The organism is Achromobacter veterisilvae (assembly GCF_037619525.1).
GTDB lineage: Bacteria > Pseudomonadota > Gammaproteobacteria > Burkholderiales > Burkholderiaceae_B > Achromobacter > Achromobacter veterisilvae.
In genome coordinates this window covers 3,232,186-3,254,927 of the sequence record NZ_CP148753.1, presented here as the reverse complement: position 1 = coordinate 3,254,927, position 22,742 = coordinate 3,232,186, and the positions used below count along the sequence as shown (strand labels likewise).

Sequence of the window (22,742 nt, the reverse complement as noted above, 5' to 3'; positions counted from 1 at the left end):
GATCAGGACTCCTCCGGGTTAGCGCGACGTACGGTCGCGAGGCAGCGTGTTGCTGTTGCTGCTGCCGGAAGACTGAGGCACCGGCACGGCGTTGCCGCGCAACGGAGGCTGGATGGGCGGGCTGACCAACGCGGGCGAACCGGGGTTGCCGACGCTGGACTTGCTGGCGTCCTGGGCTGCCAGATGCATGATCTTGTCCAAGGGCAGGTACAGCATGTTGTTGTTGCTCTTGGTGTCGACCATGACCTTGCTGGCGCGCGTGAAGATGTCCTGCATGCTTTCCAGGTACATGCGCTGGCGCATGACCGCCGGCGCCTTCTCGTATTCGCCGAGGATGCTGGTGAAGCGCGAGGTATTACCCTGGGCATCGCCGACGACCTTGGCCTTGTAGCCTTCGGCCTGTTCGGTCATGCGGGACGCCTGGCCGCTGGCCAGCGGCACGACCTGGTTGGCGTAGGCCTGCCCTTCGTTGATCTGGCGCTCGCGGTCCTGGCCCGCCTTGACGGCGTCGTCGAACGCGGCCTGCACCTGCTCGGGCGGCTGCACGTTCTGGATGGCGACGGTGCTGACCTGCACGCCGGTCTGGTAGCGGTCAAGGATCTGCTGCATCAGCGTCTGCACTTGCGAGGCGACCGCGGTGCGGCCCTCGTACAGCACGAAGTCCATCGACTGCTTGCCCACGACTTCGCGCATGGCCGTTTCTGAGGCCTGGCGCACGGATTCGTCCGGGTCGCGCGTCATGAAGAGGTAATCGGGCGCGCCGTCGGCGCGCAGGCGGTACTGGACGACGAACTGCATGTCGACGATGTTCTCGTCCGTCGTGAGCATCAGCGCTTCGGGCAGGACCTTGTTGCGCGAACCGCCGCGGAAACCGACTTCAAACGTGCGCAGTTGCGACACGTTGACGATCTCCTGGCTCTGGATGGGGTACGGCAGGCGCCATTGGAAGCCGGCTTGCGACGTGCTCTTGTACTTGCCGAACTGGGTCACGACCGCGACCTGGCCTTCCTGCACGATGTAGAAGCCGCTGGCCAGCCAGATGCCCGCCGCGACCAGGGCGACCACGCCCAGGCCGATGCGCGCGCCGCGCGGCGAAGGCGGCGTCATGCCGCCCCGGTTGCCAGGGCGGTTGTTGCCGCCCCCGCCCTTGCGCCCGAACAGCGATCCGATGCGATTATTGAAATCGCGCCAGACCTCGTCCAGGTCGGGAGGGCCGTCTCCGCTGCCTTGAGGCCGCTTGGGCGGCGGCTCGGAGCCGTTGTTGTTCCCACGACCCCAACCGGGGTCATTCAGATTGAAGAGTTTGATAATTCGCGGCATTGTTTCCCACAATCTGTCCGGTTTCCGCAATTGCCCCGCGCAACGCATCCAAACCGGCGCGCTCGGTGGCGCTTACAAATACTCGCGCAATCGTACCATGTGCATCGCGCTCCACCCGGGGTTCCAAGCCCGCCCGGTCTATCTTGTTGTATACAAGAATGGTGGGAACGGCCGCGGCGCCGATTTCGGCAAGCACCTTGTTGACTTCGAAAATCTGCTCGTCGCGCTGCGGGCTGGCGGCGTCGACCACGTGCAGCAGCAGGTCGGCATGCACGGTCTCTTCCAGGGTGGCGCGGAACGCCGCGATCAGGCCGTGGGGCAGATCGCGGATGAACCCCACGGTGTCGGACACCACCACCGAGCCCGCCCCTTCGATCCAGATGCGGCGCGTGGTCGTGTCCAGGGTGGCGAAAAGCTGGTCGGCGGCGTAGCTGTCGGCCCGGGTCAGCGCGTTGAACAGGGTGGATTTGCCGGCGTTGGTATACCCGACCAGCGACACCGACAGGGCGCCGCCCCGGGCGCGCGCGCGGCGCTGGGTCACGCGCTGGCGTTCGACCTTGTCCAGGCGCTCGCGCAGCACCTTGACCTTCGCGCCGATCATGCGGCGGTCCATTTCCAACTGGGATTCGCCCGGCCCACGCATGCCGATGCCCCCGCGCTGGCGCTCCAGGTGGGACCACATGCGGGTCAGGCGGGTGGCCAAATGCTGGAGCTGGGCCAGTTCCACCTGCAGCTTGCCTTCGTGGCTCTTGGCCCGCAGGGCGAAGATGTCCAGGATGAGCGCCACGCGGTCCACCACGCGCAGGTTGAACGCGCGTTCCAGGTTGCGCTGCTGGGCCGGCGACAGGGGCTGGTCGAACAGGACGATATCGGCCAACAGCGCCTGCGCCATGGCCACGCCCTCGTCGGCCTTGCCCGAGCCGATGAAGAACTTGGCGTCGGGCCGGTCGCGCCGCGCGGTCAGGGTGCCGACGATTTCCGCGCCGGCGCCCTTGGCCAGCATGGCGAATTCCTCGGCATGGGCCGCGAAATCCGGGTCTCCCAGATCGACACTGATGATCAAAGCGCGCATACATGCACCATATTGGACCCAAAGCGAAAATGCCCGCCGACGTCAGCCGTCCGGCGGGCAATAAAAGGTAAAGCTGGAGCGAGATTATTCAGCAGGGACTTCCACCTGGAAATTCACGGCGCGCGCGGGAACGACGGTTGAAATGGCGTGCTTGTAGACCATTTGCGTGACCGTATTGCGCAGCAGCACCACGTACTGGTCGAAGGATTCGATTTGCCCTTGAAGCTTGATGCCGTTCACGAGATAGATCGACACGGGGACATGGTCCTTGCGCAGCGTGTTCAGGAACGGATCTTGCAGAGTTTGCCCTTTATTGCTCATTGGCCAGGCTCCATTTGTTTGTTATTGAATGGTGGCGTACTTGTGTACTGGTGGGGTACGCCGAAACGTGTACTCTACAGGGTTTTCCCGGCCCGTGCTACTTGGCCAGGATGCAAAAAGTGACACCAGAGATTTCCGGCCGGAACCCCCTGCGTCCACCGGGCTGCCTTCGTGCTTTGCGCTCCGGTATTCGCCCTTGAACCGGCCCGGCGGGTTCACGTCCGCAGGATCTCCGCGAGCGCGCTCAGCAACAGCCCGCACTCCTCGTCCGTGCCCACGGTGATGCGCAGAAACTGATCGATGCGCGCATGGCGGAAATGGCGCACGATGATGCTGCGCTCGCGCAGGGCGGCGGCCAGGCCCGCGGCGTCCTTCGACGGATGCCGCGCGAACACGAAATTCGCGGAAGAAGGCAGCACCTCGAAGCCCAGCGCCTGCAGGCCGGCCGTCATCCGCGACCGGGTTTCGATCACGGCTCGGCGAGTCTTCTCAAAGTACTCCGTATCTTCCAGCGCCGCCACCGCGCCCGCGGATGCAAGGCGATCGATGGGATAGGAGTTGAAACTGTTCTTTACCCGCTCCAGCCCTTCGATGAGCGCGGCGCTGCCCACGGCGAAGCCGACCCGCAGCCCCGCCAGCGAACGCGACTTGGACAGCGTCTGCACGACCAGCAGGTTGTCGTAGCGCGAGACCAAAGGGATGACGGACTCTCCACCAAAATCCACGTAGGCTTCGTCCACCACGACGACGGCGTCGGGATTGCCGGCCACGATGCGTTCGACGTCGGCGGCATCCAGCGCGCGGCCGGTGGGCGCGTTGGGGTTCGGGAAAATGATGGCGCCCGCCTGTCCGTTGCGCCCGGGCAGGTAGTCTTCGACGTCGATGCGGAAATCGGGCGTCAGCGGCACCGTTTCGTACTGGATCCCGTACAGGCCGCAATAGACTGGGTAGAAGCTGTAGGTGATGTCCGGGAAGCGCAGCGGACGCTCATGCTTGAGCAGCGCCAGGAAGGCGTGCGCCAGCACCTCGTCGGAACCGTTGCCCACGAAGACCTGCCCCGGCTGCACGCCGGCGGTTTCGGCGATGGCCTGCCGCAGCCGGTCGGAGGACGGGTCCGGGTACAGCTTGAGCGTGTCGTCGCAGGCCGCGCGGATCGCATCGAGCACCTTGGGCGACGGCCCGTAGGGGTGCTCGTTCGTGTTCAGCTTGACCAGGTTCTGAAGCTTGGGCTGCTCGCCCGGGACATACGGACTGAGCGTCCCGACCACGGGACTCCAGAAGCGGCTCATGGATCAGCTTTCCTGCGCGTAAGGGTTGTGCGAAGACTTGAATTCGATGCGCAACGGCGTGCCGGCCAGGTCGAACGCGTTGCGGAAACGCGTTTCCAGGTAGCGGCGGTAGGAGTCCGGAATGGCATCCAGCGCGTTGCCGTGGATGACGACCAGCGGCGGATTCTGCCCGCCCTGGTGCGCGTAGCGCATCTTCGGACGGAAAATACCCTTGCGGGGAGGCGGCTGCTGCTCGACGGCGGCCTGCAATTCACGCGTCAGCTTGGGCGTGGACAGCTTGGCGAACGCCGCGGCATGCGCCGCGTTGATGGATTTCAGCAAGGGCTTCACGCCCTGCCCGCGCAGCGCCGAAATGGTGTGCATGCGGGCGAACGACAGGAAGCGCAGCTTGCGCTGGAATTCCCGTTCGATGCGTTCCTTGGCCTCGCCGTCCAGGCCGTCCCACTTGTTGATGGCCACGACCACGGCGCGCCCCGTTTCCAGGACGAAGCCGGCGATGTGCGCATCCTGTTCGGAGATCTCGGTCTGGGCGTCCAGCATCAGCAGCACGACGTTGCTGGCCTCGATGGCCTGCAGCGTCTTGATGACAGAGAATTTCTCGACGGCCTCGAACACCTTGCCGCGCTTGCGCAGGCCCGCGGTGTCGATCAGCGTATAGCGGCGGCCGTCGCGCTCGAAGTCGATCTCGATGGCGTCGCGGGTCGTGCCGGGCATGTCGAACGCGATCACGCGCTCTTCGCCCATCAGGGTGTTGATGAGCGTGGACTTGCCCACGTTGGGGCGCCCGACGATCGCCAGCTTGATGCGGTGGTCGTGTTCGCCTTCTTCTTGCGCTTCCTCTTCGGCGGGCGGTTCGGCCAGGTCCAGGAGGGCCAGTTCGATCAGGTCGACGATGCCGTCGCCGTGCGCCGCCGAGATGGGATAGGGCTGCCCCAGCCCCAGCTCGTGGAATTCGGAAACCGCGGCGCCGGCGCCCATGCCTTCCGCCTTGTTCACGGCCAGCAGCACGCGCTGCTGGCCGGATTTGCGCAGCAGCTTGGCGATTTCGTGGTCGTGGGCATTGATGCCCGCCCGGGCGTCCACCAGGAACACCACCACGTCGGCCTCGGCGATGGCCTGCCGGGTCTGGCGGGCCATCTCCAGCAGGATGCCGTCCTTGGCGACAGGCTCGAAACCGCCGGTATCGATGACGATGAAGGGGGTCTCGCCCACCCTGCCCTCGCCATAGTGGCGATCGCGGGTCAGGCCGGAATAATCGGCCACCAGCGCGGCGCGCGATCGCGTCAGGCGGTTGAAAAGGGTCGATTTCCCCACATTGGGGCGACCGACCAGGGCGACGACAGGCTTGAAAGACACGGTGTAAGGCTTTTCTATAGGATTAGTTGGCGCCGATCAGGACGAGATTGCCATTGCCCGTCTGGACTAGTACACCTTGGGGGGTGGTTTGCGGCGGCGACACGACCGCGCCGCCGCCCACGGACAGGCGGGCCATCAGGCTGCCGTCGCTGCGCGACACGAAGTGCACGTAGCCGTCCAGGTCGCCGACGGCGAGCGAGCCGCCCAGCAGGGCCGGCGCGGTGAGCTGGCGGTTCTTCAGGGCGGCCTGCTTCCAGACATTGCCGCCATTGTCCAGGGCGAAGGCGTTGAGCACGCTGTTCTGGTCCGGCGCATAGGCGTAGCGGTCGTCCAGGGTCAGGCCGCTGACGCTGGAGAAGTCCTTGGCCCACAGCGGACGGCCGCCGGCCGTCACGTCGAAGCAGACGATGCGGCCCTGGTAGGCCACGCCGCACAGCAGGTTGCCCGCGATGCGGGGCGCGCCGACCACGTCGGTCAGGCGTTCGAGGTCGCTGGCGCCGCGCGGCGTCGCCACGGTGCCTTCCCATTGCACGTTGCCGCTGTTGGAGGCGATGGCCATGAGCTTGCCGCCGGGCAGGCCGGTGATGACCAGGCCTTCGGCCAGGACCATCTGCGACACGCTGCGCAAGGCCAGCGCGGGGCCGGGGCGCTGCACGTTCCAGACACGTTCGCCGTTGTTGGCGTCGAACGCCTGGATGCGGTAGTCGCCGCTGCGGACCACGACGATGCCATAGCCCACGGCGGGCGGAATCGTCACGTCGCTGGTGGCGCGGACCTTCCATTTCACCTTGCCGGTGTCGTCGAAGGCGATCACGTCGCCGTCGGGCGAGGCCACGGCGGTGGTCGTGCCGTCGCTGCCGGCGCCGGCCGACAGCTTGCCGTCGGTCTTGGCCTTCCAGATGGGGCGCCCGCTATGCAGGTCGAACTTGCCGACCGAGCCGTCCGGCGTGGCGGCATAGATGGCGTCGCCCAGCACCGTGGGCGCGAAGCCCAGGCCCGATCCGCTGCCGACCGACGCGGACCAGACCTGGCGCACGGACATGCCGGCCTTGTATTCGGTCAGTGGCGCCGGGTCGTAACGGCCGTCGTCATGGGAAAACAGGCCGCATCCACCCAGGGCGAGCAGGCTCGCCAGGCAAACGGCGCCACGCCACGTACGGCCAGTTGCAAATTTACGCATTACAGTCACGCTCCGCTCAGGGCATCCAGTTTCAGTTGCACAACCTGGGTCAAGGGATTCGTCGTGCCCAGGCCATCGATGGCGCTTTGCCATGCCGCCCGGGCTTCCTCACGCTTGCCCTGCGCCGCGAGAATATCGCCGCGGCGATCCGCATACAAGGCGGCGAAGGCCGGCGGCGGGTTGTTCAGTTGCGCCAGCGCGGCATCGTACTGCTTCTGGTCCAGCATCATGCCGGCCAGCCGCAGACGCGCCACGGCCTGCATGGACGGATTCTTGCCCTGCCCGGCCAGCCATTCCAGTTGCTCGCGGGCGCCGGCGTCGTCCTTCTGGGCCTGCAGCGCCTGGGCGGCCACCAGCGCGCCGCGCGTGGCGTAGCCCGTGGCCGGATATTCTTCGCGCAAGGTGGCGGCCGCGGTCTTGATGCGCACCGCCGAATCGGCGCCGCCCAGCCGGGCCGCGTCTTCCAGCGCTTCGAAGTAGCCCATGGCCTGGTTGGCGCGGTGCGCCTGATAGGCCTTCCAGCCCCACCAGCCGCCCCAGGCCAGCGCAACGGCCGCCGCCAGCGTGACGACCAGCGTGCCGTAACGGGCCCACCACGCCTTGATCGCGTCCAGTTTTTCCTGTTCTTCCAGATCGTATGCCATGCATTAACCCTTGATATTCAATACTTCGGCCAATCCCGCCAGCGGGACCTGCTGCTGTGCGGCTTCGCCCTGCGCATCCGCGCGCAGGAACTTGACGCTCGCGGTCTGCGCAGCCACTTCATCGGCGCCAAGGATAACCGCAACCCGGGCTCCGCTGGCGTCGGCGCGCTTGAATTGGGACTTGAAACTGGCCGAACCGGCATGCACGATGACCGACAGGCCGGCATCGCGCAGGTCTTCGCCGACGCGCGCGGCCAGGCGCTGGGCCTCTTCGCCCTGGTGCACGACGTAGACGTCGCATTCGGCCGGGACCGGCATTTCCACGCTCTGTTCCCAGAGGTCCAGCAGGCGCTCCATGCCGATCGCGAAGCCCACGGCGGGCGCCGGCTTGCCGCCCAGCAGTTCGATCAGGCCGTCGTAGCGGCCGCCGCCGCAAACCGTGCCCTGGGAGCCCAGCCTGTCGGTCACCCACTCGAACACGGTCAGGTTGTAGTAGTCCAGCCCGCGCACCAGGCGCGGATTCAGGCGGTATTCGATGCCGGCGTCGGCCAGGCGCCGGCACACGCCGTCGAAGTGCGCGCGGGATTCCTCGCCCAGGAAATCGAACAGGCGCGGCGCGCTGTCGGCCATTTCCTGCATGGCGGGATTCTTGGTGTCCAGCACTCGCAGCGGGTTGCTGTACAGGCGGCGCTGGCCGTCTTCGTCGAGGATGTCGCGGTGCTTTTCCAGGTGCTCGATCAGCGCGGCGCGGTGGGCGGCGCGCTCGGCCGGCTGGCCCAGCGAATTCAGTTCGAGGCGCACGTCGGTCAGGCCCAGCAGCTTCCACAGGCGGGCCAGCATGACGATCAGTTCGGCGTCCACGTCGGGGCCGGCGAAGCCCAGGGCCTCGACGTCGATCTGGTGGAACTGGCGGTAACGGCCGCGCTGCGGACGTTCGTGGCGGAAGACCGGGCCGATGGAATAAACGCGCTGCGGGCGGTCGTAGAGCATGTTGTGCTCGATGGACGCGCGCACGATGCCGGCCGTCATTTCCGGACGCATGGTCAGCGATTCACCGTTGAGCGCATCGGTGAAGGTGTACATCTCTTTTTCGACGATATCGGTCACTTCGCCGATGCCGCGCGCGAACAGGCGCGTATGCTCAAGCACGGGCGTGCGCACGTTGCGATAGCCGTAGCCGCGCAGCCAGCCGCGCACGATTTCCTCGAATTGCTCCCAGCGGGCGCTCGCCCCCGGCAACAGGTCATTCATGCCGCGTATGGCGGCGACTTTCTGGAAAGCTTGAGTCATCTTGATCATGCCGCGTCGCGCGCCGGCGCGCGAACGGCTACACCCTTACTTTAATGAGAAGCGGGCGCGCCATAGCGGCGCGCGACGTAGTCTTCGACGATGGCCTGGAACTCTTCGGCAATATGGTCGCCCTTGAGGGTCACCGTGCGCTCGCCGTCGACGAACACCGGCGCGGCCGGAACTTCGCCGGTGCCCGGCAGGCTGATGCCGATATCGGCATGGCGGCTTTCGCCCGGCCCATTGACCACACAGCCCATCACGGCGACGTTCATGCTTTCGACTCCGGGATACTGCGCGCGCCAGAGCGGCATCTGGCGGCGCAGGTACCCCTGGATGCTGTCAGCCAGTTCCTGGAAGAACGTGCTGCTGGTGCGGCCGCAACCGGGGCACGCAACGACCATCGGCGTGAATGCGCGCAGGCCCATGGTCTGCAGGATTTCCTGCGCCACGATGGCTTCGCGGCTGCGGTCGCCGCCGGGTTCGGGCGTGAGCGAAATGCGGATGGTGTCGCCGATGCCCTGCTGCAGCAGCACGGCCAGCGCGGCGGTGGACGCCACGATGCCTTTGCTGCCCATGCCGGCCTCGGTCAGGCCCAGGTGCAGCGGGTAGTCGCAGCGCGCGGACAGGTCCCGGTAGACGGCGATCAGGTCCTGCACGTGGCTGACCTTGCACGACAGAATGATGGCGTCGCGGCGCAAGCCGAGTTCTTCGGCGCGCTCGGCGTTGCTGATGGCGGACACGACCAGCGCGTCGCGCATCACCGCCTGGGCCTCCCAGGGCTGCGCGCGGCGGCTGTTCTCGTCCATCTTGCGCGCCATCAGTTCGTGGTCCAGGCTGCCCCAGTTCACGCCGATGCGCACAGGCTTGTCGTAGCGGCAGGCCACTTCGATCATCTGGGCGAAGTTGTCGTCGCGCCGCTTGCCGCCGCCCATGTTGCCCGGGTTGATCCGGTACTTGGACAGGGCCTGGGCGCATTCGGGAAACTGCGTCAGCAGCTTGTGGCCGTTGTAGTGGAAATCGCCCACCAGCGGCACGTCCACGCCCATGCGGTCCAGTTGTTCGCGGATGGAGGCGACCTCGCGGGCCGCCTCGGGCGTGTTCACCGTGATCCGCACGAGTTCGGAACCGGCCTGGGCCAGTTCCTTGATTTGTATCGCCGTGGCGATGGCGTCCGCCGTGTCGGTGTTGGTCATGGACTGGACCACGACCGGGGCGTCGCCGCCCACCGTCACGACACGGTTGCCCCACTTCACCGCCACCGAACGCGTGGCGCGGCGCTCTGCCGCCCCCACGGCGGGAGGCGGCGCGTCCTGGCAAGGCAGAGAGGATTCTTGCATCGGTGGAACCGGGTTTTTTACTTGGTTGGCTTCGGCAGCCAGTCGATCGGCAGCCAGTGCTGCGGCAACCAGCCTTGCCAGAAGGCATACGCCACGCCGGCGGCCAGCACCAGCACGATGGCGATGAGCCATCCCCAGGAGGTCGAGGACGAACGGTCGTCTTCGGCGCTGGACTGGGGAATGGAATGCGCCGAATGCAAGGCGCCAGGGCTGAGCTTCACCGGGCCGGTGACACGGGCCTTGGGGTCCAGCGAGTCGACGATGGCCTGCGAATCCGCGCCCAGCAGGCGCGCATAGTTGCGCACCAGGCCGCGCAATGAAACGCCGGTGGGCAATGCCGCCCATTCCTCGTTTTCAAGGGCTTCGATCTGCTTCGTGGAGAACTTGATGCGGCTGGACACCTCGTCGAGCGACCAGCCCTTGGACTGGCGCAATGCGCGCAATGCCGAGCCTATGCTGCCCGCCGCGCCGGCGGACGTCTCTGGAACTGCAGAAGCGAAATCCTGCGTCATGCATGCACCTGTTTAATTGGTATGGTCTGGCGCTGTGCGGCGTTGCGCTCGGTAATCCGGGTGCGGTCGCGCACTTCTCCGGCCAACTGGCCGCAAGCCGCATCGATGTCGTCGCCCCGGGTCTTGCGGACGGTGGTGATGATGCCGGCGTCCATCAGACGCTGGGCGAACACCTTCACCCGCGCCGAGTTCGAGCGCTTCAGGCCGGACTCGGGAAAGGGGTTGAACGGAATCAGATTGAGCTTGCACCGCAGTTGGCGTGCAATGTGTATCAGTTCCTTGGCGTGCTGGTCGGTATCGTTGATGCCGTCCAGCATGCAGTATTCAAACGTGATGAAGTCGCGCGGGGCGAACGCCAGGTAGCGTTCGCAAGCGGCCAGCAGCTCCTTCAGCGGGTACTTCTTGTTCAGCGGCACCAGCTCGTCGCGCAGCGCGTCGTTGGGCGCGTGCAGCGAAACCGCCAGGGCCACGGGACAGTCCTGCGACAGCCGGTCCATCATGGGCACCACGCCCGAAGTGGACACCGTGACGCGGCGGCGCGACAGCCCGTAGGCGTTGTCGTCCAGCATCAGGCGCAAGGCGGGCAGGACCTGGTCGTAGTTGAGCAGGGGTTCGCCCATGCCCATCATGACCACGTTGCTGACGACACGGGTATCTTCGGTGGCGCGGGCGCTTTCCAGGCGGGCGGTGCCGATGTCGGCTTCCAGCACGCGCTTGGCCCACCACAGTTGGCCGATGATTTCGCTGGTCTTCAGGTTGCGGTTGAATCCCTGGTGCCCCGTCGAACAGAAGCGGCAGTTCACCACGCATCCCGCCTGGCTGGAGACGCACAGCGTGCCGCGGTCGTCCTCGGGGATGAAGACCGTTTCGATGGCGTTGCCCTGCCCCACGTCGAACAGCCACTTGCGGGTGCCGTCGGACGAGCGCTGCTCGGTATTGACGGGCAGTGCCTCGATGCGGCAATGCGTCGCAAGCTGGCCGCGGAAGTCGCGGGCCAGGTCGGTCATGGCGTCGAACGAATCGGCGCCGCGCTGGTGCATCCAGCGCTGCAACTGGCGGGCGCGGAACGGCTTGCCGCCCCACTGCCCGACGAGCTCGGACAGGGCGGAGCTGTCCAGCCCCAGCAGATTGATTCGTTCGGCGGATTCCATGACCTGGGTAAAACTCGAAAAGCTAGAACAGTTCCGCGAAAATCAACGGCTGTGGATGTTGATTTCGGGGAAGAAGAAAGCGACTTCGACAGCGGCCGTTTCCGGAGCGTCCGAGCCGTGCACGGCGTTGGCGTCGATGCTGTCGGCGAAGTCGGCGCGGATGGTGCCGGGAGCGGCCTTCTTGGGGTCCGTGGCGCCCATCAGGTCGCGGTTCTTCAGGATGGCGTCTTCACCTTCCAGCACTTGCACGAAGACCGGGCCCGAGATCATGAAATCGACCAGGTCCTTGAAGAACGGGCGTTCCTTGTGCACGGCGTAGAAACGCTCGGCGTCGGCGCGCGACAGTTGGGCCAGGCGGGCGGCGATGACCTTCAGGCCGGCTTGCTCGAAGCGGCCGACGATCTGGCCGATGACGTTCTTGGCGACGGCGTCGGGCTTGATGATCGAGAGGGTGCGTTGAATGGACATAAGAACTCCGAAAGCTGATTTCTGACTGGTTTCTGATTAATTGCCTGGCGCGGCTCTGCGCTTGTCGGTGTCACCCTTGAAGCGTCATCGCGCTGCTGGCGCGCAGGCGGTCCGAAACGCAAGGACGTTTCGGGCCGGCCTGAACCGCTGGGCCAAGGCAGGGATTCGACACTGCCCACCTGTCGGACTCGCCCCGGATTTCCATCGGGGCCCCGGACACGCGTTTTCGAGTGCGCATTTCCGAAGGAATCCTCAATGAATTCAGGGACTTCTAAAAGGTTTACAGTAACCCGGTATTCTAACACGCCGTGATGACCGCATTACATCTTAAAATGAGCGGTTTGCTGCCCGCATCCTTAGGCCGGGCGCCCCTGTCTGCCGGAACCCTGTAATGACTCAAGCTGCTCCCCCGAACGCCGCGACGCCCGCGAGCGACACCCAGGAACTCCCCAAGAGCTTCGAACCCGCCGAGCTGGAATCCCGCTGGTACGCCGAGTGGGAACAGCGCGGCTACTTCCAGGCGGGCCAGCACGTAAAAACAGGGACAGAAAGCCAACCCTACGTCATCCAGTTCCCGCCCCCCAACGTGACGGGCACCCTGCACATGGGCCACGCGTTCAACCAGACCATCATGGACGGCCTGGTGCGCTACCACCGGATGCTGGGCGACGACACCGTGTTCATCCCCGGCACCGACCACGCCGGCATCGCCACGCAGATCGTGGTTGAAAGACAACTGGATGCCCAGAAGGTTTCCCGCCACGACCTCGGCCGCGAGAAATTCGTGGAGAAAGTGTGGGAATGGAAGGAAAAGTCGGGCAACGCCATCACCGCGCAGGTGCGCCGCCTGGGCGCTTCCGCGGACTGGCCGCGCGAATACTTCACCATGGACGACCGCATGTCGCGCGGCGTCGTCGAAACGTTCGTCCGCCTGCATAAACAGGGACTGATCTACCGCGGCAAGCGCCTGGTCAACTGGGACCCGAAGCTGCTGACCGCCGTGTCCGACCTGGAAGTCCAGTCCGAAGAGACCGATGGCCACATGTGGCACATCCTCTACCCCTTCGTGGACGGCCCCCAGACCATCGTCGACAAGGACGGCCAGACCGTCACCCTGCGCGGCCTGACCATCGCCACTACCCGCCCGGAAACGATGCTGGCGGACGGCGCGCTGTGCGTCCATCCCGAAGACCCGCGCTACAAGCACCTGGTCGGCAAGGAAGTGGAACTGCCCCTGTGCGACCGCAACATCCCGATCATCGCGGACGATTTCGTCGACCCCGAATTCGGCACCGGCTGCGTGAAAATCACCGGCGCGCACGACTTCAACGACTACGCCTGCGCGATGCGCCACGATCTGCCGCTGATCGTGATCTTCACGCTGGACGCCCACATCAACGAAAACGGCCCCAGGCAATTCCAGGGCATGGAGCGCTACGAGGCCCGCAAGGCGGTTGTCGCCCAACTGGAGGCCGAAGGCTATCTGGTCAAGGTCGAGCCGCACAAGATGATGCAGCCCAAGGGCGACCGCACCGGCGTCGTCCTGGAGCCCATGCTGACGGACCAGTGGTTCGTGGCCATGAGCAAGCCCGCCCCCGAGGGCACGCTGAACCCGGGCAAGAGCATCACCGAGGTCGCGCTGGAAGTGGTGGCCGACGGCCGCATCCAGTTCTACCCCGACAACTGGACCACCATCTATAACCAGTGGCTGAACAACATCCAGGACTGGTGCATTTCGCGCCAGCTCTGGTGGGGCCACCAGATCCCGGCCTGGTATTCGGAAGACGGCCAGGTGTTCGTGGCCCACGACGAAGCCGAGGCCACCGCCCAGGCGCGCGCCGCCGGCGTGACCGGCGAACTCAAGCGCGATCCGGATGTGCTCGACACCTGGTTCTCGTCCGGCCTGGTGCCCTTCACCACGCTGGGCTGGCCGGAAAACACCCCGGACCTGCAGCGCTACCTGCCTTCCAGCGTGCTGGTCACGGGTTTCGACATCATCTTCTTCTGGGTGGCGCGCATGGTCATGCTGACCACGCACCTGACCGGCCAGATCCCGTTCAAGCACGTCTACGTGCACGGCCTGATCCGCGATGCCGACGGCCAGAAGATGAGCAAGTCCAAGGGCAACACCCTGGACCCGGTCGACCTGATCGACGGCATCGACCTGGACGGCCTGGTCGCCAAGCGCACCTACGGCCTGATGAATCCCAAGCAGGCCGGCGCCATCGAAAAAGCGACGCGCCGCCAGTACCCGGACGGCATCCCCGCCTTCGGCACCGACGCGCTGCGCTTCACGATGGCCGCCTACGCCACGCTGGGCCGCAACATCAATTTCGACCTGAAGCGCTGCGAGGGCTACCGCAACTTCTGCAACAAGCTCTGGAACGCCACGCGTTTCGTGCTGATGAACACCGAAGGCCATGACCTGACGGGCGCGGACGCGGGCGAGACGTCATTCGTGGACCGCTGGATCGTCAGCCAGTTGCAGGCGCTGGAAGCGGACGTGGCGCGCGGCTTCGCCGACTACCGCTTCGACAACGTCGCCAACGCGCTCTACCGCTACGTCTGGGACGAATACTGCGACTGGTACCTGGAACTGGCCAAGGTGCAGATCCAGACCGGCACGCCCGCCCAGCAACTGGGCACGCGCCGCACGCTCATCCGCGTGCTGGAAGGCGTGCTGCGCCTGGCGCACCCCATCATCCCCTTCATTACCGAAGCGCTGTGGCAGAAGGTATCGGTGGTGGCCGGCAAGCGCAAGGAAGGCGTCGCGGACAGCGTCAGCGTGCAGCCGTACCCGCGGGCCAACCCGGCGGCGGTCGACACCGCCGCCGAAGGCGAAGTGGCCGAACTGAAGGCCCAGGTCGAGGCCGTGCGCGCGCTGCGCGGCGAAATGAACCTGTCGCCGGCGCAGAAGGTGCCGCTGTGCGCCCAGGGCGACGCGCCGGTGCTCAAGCGCAACGCCCCCTACCTGGCGGCGCTGGCCAAGCTGAGCGAGGTCGAAGTGCTGGACGCCCTGCCCGACGCGGGCGCGCCGGTCCAGGTCGTGGGCACCAGCCGCCTGATGCTGCACGTCGAAATCGACGTGGTGGCGGAACGCGCGCGCCTGGACAAGGAAATCGCCCGCCTGGAAGGCGAAATGGCCAAGGCCAACGGCAAGCTGTCGAACGCCAGCTTCGTCGAGCGCGCGCCGGCGGCCGTGGTCGAACAGGAAAAGGCGCGCATGGCGCAGTTCGGCGAAACCCTGCAAAAGGTGCGCGAACAGCGCGCCAAGCTGGGCGACTGACCGAAGCCCGCGCTTGAACGCCAAAGCCCCTCGATCTATCGAGGGGCTTTTTTTCGCCGGGCCGCCACAAGGCGGGGTAGCCCCCTCGAGGAGCAGCAAGCGAGCGAAGCTCGCGCAGCGTGGGGGCCCGCGCCGCCGCCAGGCCGCCCTAAGGCGGCGCAGCCCCCGCGGGGGGGCAGCAAGCGAGCGAAGCTCGCGCAGCGTGGGGGCCCTCTACACTCCGCCGTCCGTCATGCGATACCAGGCCACGACTGCGTTCACATACAGGCGCCGCAGGCCGTACAGCGGAAACGGCACCACCGGCGAAAGCGGCAGCGGCAAGGCGCTGGCGTCGCCCGTGGCCACGTACTGCGCCATGGCCTGCCCCATGCTGGTCTGCAGGCCCACGCCGCGCCCCTGGCAGCCGATGTCCACCAGCAGGCCGGGTTCGGGCTCATGTAAATGCGGAAGATAGTCGCGGGTGACCGCGACCCGGCCGCACCAGCGGTATTCGAAGGGCGTGCCGGCGACCCGCGGGAACAGCTTCAGCATGACGCGTTCCAGGTGCGCCCAGTCCTCCTGCCCTTTCGGTTCGCGGAACGGGCCGCGCCCGCCCATCAGCAGCCGGCCCTGGTGGTCCAGCCGGAAGTACAGCAGCAGGTTGCGCGTATCGGAAGTGACGTGCCCCTCGGGAAAGATGCCGGCGCGCACCGCTTCCGGCAGCGGCGCGGTGGCCACCTGGAAAGTGTTGGCGTCGATGATCGACCTCTTCAGCCCGGGCAGCAGGTCGCCGCCGTAGGCATTCGTGCACATCACCACGCGGTCGGCGGTGACGGTCGGGCCGGCGGCCGTGGCCGCGGTCCACTTGCCTTGCGCGCGCGCCAGGCTGGCGACGGGCGATCCGGTGTGGACGACGGCGCCCGCGTTCAGCGCGGCGCGCGCCAGGCCGCGCGCGTAGCTCAGCGGCTGGATGGCGCCCGCGCGGCGGTCCACCCAACCGCCCAGGTAGCGGTCGGTGCCGATCAGCCGCGCGACCTGCGCGCGGTCCAGCGGCTGGACGTCGGCGCCGCAGCGCGCCCATTCCGCCGCCCGGCCGTGCGCCAGCCGCAAGGCCTGCGCGGTGTGCGCGCCCTGGATCCAGCCCCCGCGCACGCGCGGCACGTCCATGGCGTGCCGCTCGATCAGATCGAATACCGAGTCCGCCGTCGCGCCGGCAAAGCGGACCAGGCGTTCGCCGCGCTCCGGCCCGAACATCGACATCAGCGCGTCGGGGTCGTATTTCAGGCCCGGGATGACCTGGCCGCCATTGCGGCCCGAGCCGCCGAAGCCGATCTCCCGCGCCTCCAGCAGCACGACCCGCACGCCGCGTTCCGCCAGGTGCAGCGCCGTGCTCAGGCCGGCGTAGCCGCCGCCCACCACCAGCACGTCGGCCCGCGTGGACGCGGCCAGCGGCTCCGTGGCGGGCGGCGCCGCCGCCGTGGCGGCCCATAACGAAGGGGAAAGTGGAAATGGCGCTTGCGGCATGGTCCTTCCTTACATGGGGTGCAGTACCCGGTGCAGGAAATCCTGCGTCCGGGGATGCTGCGGATGATTCAGCACTTCGCGGGCGGCCCCCTGCTCCACCATGACGCCGCCGTCGAAGAACATGACGCGGTCCGCGACCTCGCGGGCGAAACTCATTTCGTGGGTCACGACGACCATCGTCATGCCGGCCTCGGCCAGCTTGCGCATGACGCCCAGCACGTCGCCCACCAGTTCAGGGTCCAGCGCCGAAGTCGGTTCGTCGAAGAGAATGGCCTTGGGCCGCATCGCCAGCGCCCGCGCGATCGCCACGCGCTGCTGCTGGCCGCCGGACAGTTGCGGCGGGTGCGCGTTTTCCTTGTCCGCCAGGCCCACGCTGGCCAGCAGTTCGCGCCCCCGCTCCACCGCCTGCGCGCGCGGTTCCTTTTTCACGAAGATCGGGCCTTCGATCACGTTTTCCAGCGCGGTGCGGTGGGGGAAAAGGTTGAAGCGCTGGAACACCATCGCCACCTGGGTGCGGATCGACACGATGGACGGCGCGTCGCAATCGACCAGTTCCCCGTCCACGGTGATGCGCCCGGCGTTGTAGCGCTCCAGCCCGTTGATGCATCGCAGGATGGTGGACTTGCCCGAGCCCGACGGGCCGATCACGCACACCACTTCGCCCTTCGTGATCTCGGCGTCGATGCCCTTGAGCACTTCGAGCGGGCCGAAGCTCTTGCGGACTCCCTTGAGTTCGATCATTTGGCGGCGCTCCTTTTTTCCAGATGGCGGACCAGCAGGATCAGCGGAACGCACATCACCAGGTACATGAGCGCCACCAGCGTGAACACCGTGGCGTTCTTGAAGGTGGACACGGCGATCAGCTTGCCCTGCAAGGCGAGTTCCGCCACCGTGATGGTCGACGCCTGCGAGGAATCCTTCAGCATCATGATCATGATGTTGCCGTAGGGCGGCAGCACGATCTTCACCGCCTGCGGCAGCACGACCCGCCGCATCGTCATGCCCCAGCTCATGCCCATGGCCATGGCGGCCTCGATCTGGCCCCGGTCGATGGCCTGGATGCCGGCGCGGAAGTTCTCGGCCTGGTAGGCCGAATACGCCACGCCCAGGCCGATGATGGCCGCCTGCACCGCCGTCAGCGACACGCCCATGTCCGGCATCACGAAATAGATGTAGAACAGCAGCACGATGATGGGAATGCCGCGCAGCAGGTTGATCACCCCGCCGCTGAACTTGGACAGGTAGCGGTTTCCGGAGACGCGCATAAGCGCCCACACCAGGCCCAGCAACGTGGACAGCGCAAGCGAGCCGAGCGTCACCAGGATCGTGAGCTTCGCGCCTTGCAGCAATATCGGCAGGTATTCCGCCGCGTCCTTGAAGAATTCCGTCATGACTCACCACCCCAACTAGACAGCCCGCGGGAACGCGGCATGCGCCCCGCCCGCAGGCCCGCGAAAGGCGGGCCTGGCGGACGGCCGCAATGGCGTTCGATTGCTCGAGGCCGGGCCGGCATCAAGCGCCCGACAGCCCCCATTTCTTCAGGATGGCGTCGATGGCGCCGTCCGCCTTCAGCTTGACGAGCGCCTTGTTGATGCGGTCGAGCAGCGCGGCGTCTTCCTTGCGCGTGGCCAGCCCCAGGCTGCCCATTACCGTCGGCTGATAGGACTGCGCCATCTTCAGGTTGGGATAATTCCCCTGCGTCAGGATGTAGGCCGCGATGGGGTAGTCCATGAAGCCGCCCTGGATGCGGCCGGCGTTGGCGTCGCGCATCATGTCGGGCGGGTTGTCGTAGAGCTTCACTTCTTTGAACACGCCGCTCTTCTGTATCGGTTCGACGAAGGCGGTGCCGACCTGCACGCCGACCGTCATCCCCTTCATGTCGGCGAAGGACTTGTATTCCTTGTCGTCGGTCTTGAGCACCATGAGCCCCTCGCCGTAGCGGTACACGGGCTCCGAAAAACTCACCACCTGCTGGCGCTGCGGCGTGATGAACATGGCCGCCGACACGATGTCGATGCGCTTGGACGTCAGCGAGCCGATCAGCGCGGAGAACGCCATGGGTTCGATCTGCACCTCGAATCCCGCCTCTTTGCCAACCGCTTTCACGATATCGACCATCACGCCTTCGATGCTGTTGGTCTTGGTATCGAGAAACGTGAAAGGACTGCCCGTGGGCGTGGAGCCGACCTTCAATACCGTTTGGGCCTGCGCGCCCGCGGCCATGGACAATGCAGCAAATACAGAGACAGCCAGAGTCTTGAATTTCATGACATTTCCTCGTCGTGGCAAAGAAATCCGGGCAACGCCCGGTGGCGCGACGATCCCCATCGCCATCGCGCCGCTATGGATGCTGTGCGCTCATGGCGCCTGTTTCGTATCGTCCCCCGCGGCTTGAGTGATGTTGGAAATGGCCCAGATGACCTCGGTCGTCCGCGACCCGGGATTGCGCCAGCGGCGAGGCGTGCTGCTGGCGTAGCAAAAACTGTCGCCTTCGTTGAGCAGGACGACCCGGTCGCCCACCCACAGTTCCAGCGAACCCTTGAGCACCACGCCGATCTGTTCCCCCTGCCCCGTCACGAAGAGTTCGCTGCCGGTGGAGCCGCCCGGTTCGATCGTGGCGCGGCACAGGTCCATGCTGCGGCAGGCCGGCGGGGTGTACATCTCTTTGCTGATGCCCTTCTCGCTCAGATCGATATAGCGGTGCGTGCCCGCGCGGGCGACCCGTCCGCCGTCCTCTCCCTCGGTATGCTCGGCGTTGCGCAGCAGCGAATTCACCGACACGCGGAATTCGCGGGCCAGCAGGTGCAGGATCTTCACGGAGGCGGAGCTGAGGCCGCGCTCGATCTGGCTCAGCAGGCCCAGCGAGATGCCGCAGGCGCGGGCCACATCCGCCAGCGGCCGGCCCTGTTGCTTGCGCAACTGGCGCAGTTGCTGGCCCAGCCACAGGTCAACGGCGGATTCCGGCCGGGCGGGCGGAAGCTTCGCCGCCGGGGACATGAGGGCGGCGCGGCGCACGGGCGCGGAGCGGGCGGGATCGGATCGGCTCATATGAAAATTTCATTTTCATGTAATTTTCAATGCTAGGGAGCGGCCGAAAGGCCCACAAGCTAGGAACATCCCTAGCGTTTGCGGACCGGGCGGGAAGGGAAAATCAGGACGCGTCCGGCGTCTTGGCGGGCCGGGCGGGCTTGCGCCTGCGTTTGGGCGCCTCGGAGGCGGGATCCCAGGTGCCGGCCAGTTGGGCCAGATAACGCTCGTCCGCCTTGTCGAGCCACCCCTTGGCGCGGGCGGATTCGATCAGCTCGGGCCGCCGGGCCGCCGTCAGGGCGAGCGAACGCTCGCGCCGCCAGCGGGCGATATTGGCGTGGTGGCCGCTAAGCAGCGCGGCGGGCACCGGTTCGCCCTCGTACACTTCGGGACGCGTGTAGTGAGGGCTATCCAGCAGGCCGGAGAGGGTATCGTTGAAGGAATCCTGCAGGGCGGAGTCGCCGTCGTTGAGCACGCCGGGCAGGAGCCGCACGGCGGCGTCGATCACCGCCAGCGCGGCGATCTCCCCGCCGGACAGCACGAAGTCGCCCAGGGAGATTTCCTGCGTGACGCAGCGGTCGATGAACCGCTGGTCGACGCCTTCGTAGCGGCCGCAAATGAGGATGATCCCTTCGCTTGCGGCCAGCGATTCCGCGCCGGCCTGGTCGTAGCGCCGGCCGACCGGCGCCAGCAGCGCGACGGGCGCGCGGCCCAGGCCTTGCGCGGCGCGCGCCGCCTGAGCGGCGTTGACGGCGGCTTCCAGAGGCCCCGCCATCATCACCATTCCGGGGCCGCCGCCATAGGGGCGGTCGTCCACGGTGCGGTGCACGTCATGCGTGAAATCGCGAGGATTCCAGGCATGCAGGAACCACCGGCCCTGGGCATGCGCCCGGCCGGTGACGCCCAGGTCGCGCACTACCCCGAACATTTCGGGAAAGAGCGTAACGACGTCGAATCGCATCAAAAGTCCGCGGGCCAGTCGCTGTCGATGCGGCGGGCGGCCAAATCGACGGCATGGATGTGCGCGCGCACGAACGGAACGAGCATTTCGGCGGGCCGGCCCTTGGCGTCCAGGACGGGTTCCGGACCCTGGGCCCCGGCCGTCTGGCGCAGGATCTTCAGGACGGCATGGGCGCCGTTGTCCAGGACTTCGTCGACCGCGCCCAATAGCGCGGGTTCGCCGTTGGCGCTGGTGTACAGCGCGCAACCGATGAGATCGACCCAGTAGTATTCGTCTTCCTCGGGCGCGGGGAAGGCTCCCCGAGGCGCCCGCACGGAACAACCGCGCAGGGCTTCGGCCTGGTCGCGGTCTGCGATACCCGCCAACTGGGCCACCACGGTGGACCCTTGCGAACGGGATTGCACGACCTTGTATGCGACAGGCGCGGACGCGACAGCGCCCCGCGCCAATTCAGGCACAGGGCGAGTCAACCACCATTGAGATGCTGAGAGCAGCACTTCGGCATGGGCCGAATGTGGCTGCACCTTGACCCAGCCTTTCACGCCGTAGGCTGCACTGATGCGGCCCAGCTCGATCAAATCCGTCGGCGCCGCGTTGGAGGTTGCGGCATCAGGCATGTATCGTGCTCTTGGTAGCTATGAAGCAGCTATGAATGGTAGCTTTAAAACGCAGTAAAGCTAGCAGGACTGAGGCTTGGCGACGCGGGCAATCAAGCCGCGGCGGAAACCTTGGCCGAGTAGTCTTTGACCAGACGCTCGACAGCGGGCGACAGTTGGGCGCCGTTGCTGGTCCAGTGCTGCACGCGATCCAGCGCGATGCGCAGGTTTTCCGAGCCTTCGCTGGCGACGGGGTTGTAGAAACCCACGCGCTCGATGAAGCGGCCGTCGCGACGGTTACGCGAATCGGTGGCCACCAGGTTGTAAAACGGACGCTTCTTGGACCCACCGCGGGCCAGGCGAATCACCACCATAGGTAATCCCTTGAATTAGTTGTGAAAAACGGGAAATTCTAGCACTTAAACAAGCCGGCTGGCAAATGGGAGTGCGGGAATCTTGCATAGCGGCGGGATTTGTATCCTAAAACACCACATCCGGGTATTCTACAAAAACGGGCCGGAGCCCGCCGCAACCCAAAGTGTAGCCGTTCGGCCGCGCTTGTGCCTGCGGCCCCTGTCTGTCTTAGTGCGTTCAAAGTCAGTGCGTTTGAAGAAAAACCCGATTTTGGAGATCGGTTTTATGTCATCGTACGCAAGATCCCGCGCTTTGCTCTCCCCCGCCGCGCCGCCACGGCGCCGCCTGCCCGGTTTCTTCAAGCCACTCCCCTGAGGGCGGGTTCTCCGCCGCTCGCCGCCATCCCCTCTTTCCTGCGTTTTTCCCCCAACTTCCTCTATTCGGAGGGTGCAACATCATGAAGAACCAGAAATCCGTCTTCACTCCTGTCGCGCGCCTGGCCTTGGCGGGCCTGCTGGCGGGCTCGCTGGCGATGCCGCTGGCGGCTTCCGCCCGGATCGTCGGCGCCGCCCTGACGACCGCCACGGGCAAGGTCACCGCGGTGGACCCGGCCAGCCGGACCATCACGCTGCAAGGCGAGAACGGCAACACCCTGAACATCCAGGCCGGCCCCAACGTCCGCAACTTCCAGCAGATCAAGCCCGGCGATACGCTGACGCTCGACTACTACGAATCGGTGGCGGTGGCGGTGCGTCCGGCCGGTTCGGGCACGCCCGAGGTCGTGACGGAGACGGCGAGCACCCGCAGCCCCAAGGGCGGCATGCCCGCCGGCGCCGTCGGCCGCCAGACCACGATCACCGCCGAGATCTGGCACATCAACAAGAGCGCCAACCTGGTCACGCTGAAAGGCCCGCAAGGCGGCATGCGCACCGTCCAGGTACAGGATCCCGCCCTGCAGGCGCGGCTCCAGCAGTTGAAGGAAGGCGATCTCGTCGACTTCACGATCACCCAGGCCGTCGCCGCCGCCGTCCGCAAGTAGCTGTGCGCCCGGCCAAAACAAAGGGGCCCGCCGGAA

Annotated in this window: 22 protein-coding genes; 2 read left to right on the top strand and 20 right to left on the bottom strand. The window is 66.2% G+C overall.

Annotated features, from left to right (window positions below; genetic code table 11):
- Positions 1-18: 18 nt before the first annotated feature.
- The 12 genes from hflK to ndk form a co-directional block, all read right to left on the bottom strand.
- Positions 19-1,320 carry an FtsH protease activity modulator HflK gene (gene hflK, locus WHX56_RS15140; protein ID WP_129240557.1) on the bottom strand — a complete coding sequence of 434 codons (1,302 nt, stop codon included), beginning with the start codon at positions 1,318-1,320 and terminating at the stop codon, positions 19-21.
- Positions 1,286-2,392 carry a GTPase HflX gene (gene hflX / locus WHX56_RS15135; RefSeq protein ID WP_129240558.1) on the bottom strand — a complete coding sequence of 369 codons (1,107 nt, stop codon included), beginning with the start codon at positions 2,390-2,392 and terminating at the stop codon, positions 1,286-1,288. The genes hflK and hflX overlap by 35 nt, the downstream gene beginning before the upstream one ends.
- A gap of 84 nt (positions 2,393-2,476) precedes the next feature.
- On the bottom strand, positions 2,477-2,713 hold the full coding sequence (gene hfq / locus WHX56_RS15130; RefSeq protein ID WP_006218585.1) for an RNA chaperone Hfq: 237 nt from the start codon (positions 2,711-2,713) through the stop codon (positions 2,477-2,479).
- Between the two features lie 215 nt (positions 2,714-2,928).
- Positions 2,929-4,002 carry a histidinol-phosphate transaminase gene (gene hisC, locus WHX56_RS15125; RefSeq protein ID WP_338881705.1) on the bottom strand — a complete coding sequence of 358 codons (1,074 nt, stop codon included), beginning with the start codon at positions 4,000-4,002 and terminating at the stop codon, positions 2,929-2,931.
- Between the two features lie 3 nt (positions 4,003-4,005).
- Positions 4,006-5,358, bottom strand: coding sequence for a ribosome biogenesis GTPase Der (gene der / locus WHX56_RS15120; protein ID WP_129240560.1), 1,353 nt, complete (start codon positions 5,356-5,358; stop codon positions 4,006-4,008).
- Between the two features lie 22 nt (positions 5,359-5,380).
- The gene (gene bamB / locus WHX56_RS15115; RefSeq protein ID WP_287753507.1) at positions 5,381-6,538 is read right to left on the bottom strand and encodes an outer membrane protein assembly factor BamB; all 1,158 of its coding nucleotides are present in this window, start codon (positions 6,536-6,538) and stop codon (positions 5,381-5,383) included.
- Positions 6,539-6,543: 5 nt separating this feature from the next.
- A complete protein-coding gene (locus tag WHX56_RS15110) occupies positions 6,544-7,182 on the bottom strand; it encodes a YfgM family protein (protein WP_129240562.1) in 639 nt (212 codons plus the stop codon).
- Positions 7,183-7,185: 3 nt separating this feature from the next.
- Positions 7,186-8,472, bottom strand: a complete 1,287-nt coding sequence (gene hisS, locus WHX56_RS15105; protein ID WP_338881704.1) for a histidine--tRNA ligase — start codon at positions 8,470-8,472, stop codon at positions 7,186-7,188.
- A gap of 50 nt (positions 8,473-8,522) precedes the next feature.
- Positions 8,523-9,809 carry a flavodoxin-dependent (E)-4-hydroxy-3-methylbut-2-enyl-diphosphate synthase gene (ispG, locus tag WHX56_RS15100; RefSeq protein ID WP_338881702.1) on the bottom strand — a complete coding sequence of 429 codons (1,287 nt, stop codon included), beginning with the start codon at positions 9,807-9,809 and terminating at the stop codon, positions 8,523-8,525.
- Positions 9,810-9,826: 17 nt separating this feature from the next.
- Positions 9,827-10,321, bottom strand: coding sequence for a helix-turn-helix domain-containing protein (locus WHX56_RS15095; protein WP_287753509.1), 495 nt, complete (start codon positions 10,319-10,321; stop codon positions 9,827-9,829).
- Positions 10,318-11,472, bottom strand: coding sequence for a 23S rRNA (adenine(2503)-C(2))-methyltransferase RlmN (gene rlmN, locus WHX56_RS15090; protein WP_129240566.1), 1,155 nt, complete (start codon positions 11,470-11,472; stop codon positions 10,318-10,320). Before rlmN ends, WHX56_RS15095 begins: the two co-directional genes overlap by 4 nt.
- 42 nt (positions 11,473-11,514) lie before the next feature.
- On the bottom strand, positions 11,515-11,940 hold the full coding sequence (ndk, locus tag WHX56_RS15085) for a nucleoside-diphosphate kinase (RefSeq protein WP_006393972.1): 426 nt from the start codon (positions 11,938-11,940) through the stop codon (positions 11,515-11,517).
- Between the two features lie 391 nt (positions 11,941-12,331).
- Here ndk and WHX56_RS15080 point away from each other — a divergent pair, with 391 nt between their 5' ends.
- On the top strand, positions 12,332-15,226 hold the full coding sequence (locus WHX56_RS15080) for a valine--tRNA ligase (protein ID WP_338881701.1): 2,895 nt from the start codon (positions 12,332-12,334) through the stop codon (positions 15,224-15,226).
- 213 nt (positions 15,227-15,439) lie between these two features.
- Here the strand turns inward: WHX56_RS15080 and WHX56_RS15075 are convergent, their stop codons facing one another.
- The 8 genes from WHX56_RS15075 to rpsP form a co-directional block, all read right to left on the bottom strand.
- The gene (locus WHX56_RS15075; protein WP_338881699.1) at positions 15,440-16,729 is read right to left on the bottom strand and encodes an FAD-binding oxidoreductase; all 1,290 of its coding nucleotides are present in this window, start codon (positions 16,727-16,729) and stop codon (positions 15,440-15,442) included.
- 9 nt (positions 16,730-16,738) lie between these two features.
- A complete protein-coding gene (locus WHX56_RS15070) occupies positions 16,739-17,470 on the bottom strand; it encodes an amino acid ABC transporter ATP-binding protein (protein WP_129240569.1) in 732 nt (243 codons plus the stop codon).
- Positions 17,467-18,120, bottom strand: coding sequence for an amino acid ABC transporter permease (locus tag WHX56_RS15065; RefSeq protein ID WP_129240570.1), 654 nt, complete (start codon positions 18,118-18,120; stop codon positions 17,467-17,469). The genes WHX56_RS15070 and WHX56_RS15065 overlap by 4 nt, the downstream gene beginning before the upstream one ends.
- Positions 18,121-18,241: 121 nt before the next feature.
- On the bottom strand, positions 18,242-18,997 hold the full coding sequence (locus WHX56_RS15060) for an ABC transporter substrate-binding protein (RefSeq protein WP_129240571.1): 756 nt from the start codon (positions 18,995-18,997) through the stop codon (positions 18,242-18,244).
- 90 nt (positions 18,998-19,087) lie between these two features.
- Positions 19,088-19,777, bottom strand: a complete 690-nt coding sequence (locus tag WHX56_RS15055; protein WP_287753838.1) for a helix-turn-helix domain-containing protein — start codon at positions 19,775-19,777, stop codon at positions 19,088-19,090.
- A gap of 103 nt (positions 19,778-19,880) precedes the next feature.
- Positions 19,881-20,717, bottom strand: a complete 837-nt coding sequence (trmD, locus tag WHX56_RS15050) for a tRNA (guanosine(37)-N1)-methyltransferase TrmD (protein ID WP_338881695.1) — start codon at positions 20,715-20,717, stop codon at positions 19,881-19,883.
- Positions 20,717-21,334, bottom strand: coding sequence for a ribosome maturation factor RimM (rimM, locus tag WHX56_RS15045; protein ID WP_129240574.1), 618 nt, complete (start codon positions 21,332-21,334; stop codon positions 20,717-20,719). The genes trmD and rimM overlap by 1 nt, the downstream gene beginning before the upstream one ends.
- A gap of 92 nt (positions 21,335-21,426) precedes the next feature.
- Positions 21,427-21,687 (bottom strand): 30S ribosomal protein S16, encoded by a 261-nt coding sequence (gene rpsP, locus WHX56_RS15040; RefSeq protein WP_129240575.1) that lies wholly within the window; start codon positions 21,685-21,687, stop codon positions 21,427-21,429.
- Positions 21,688-22,124: 437 nt separating this feature from the next.
- On the opposite strand from rpsP, the gene WHX56_RS15035 reads away from it, so the two are divergent.
- On the top strand, positions 22,125-22,706 hold the full coding sequence (locus tag WHX56_RS15035) for a hypothetical protein (RefSeq protein ID WP_129240576.1): 582 nt from the start codon (positions 22,125-22,127) through the stop codon (positions 22,704-22,706).
- Positions 22,707-22,742: the final 36 nt, after the last annotated feature.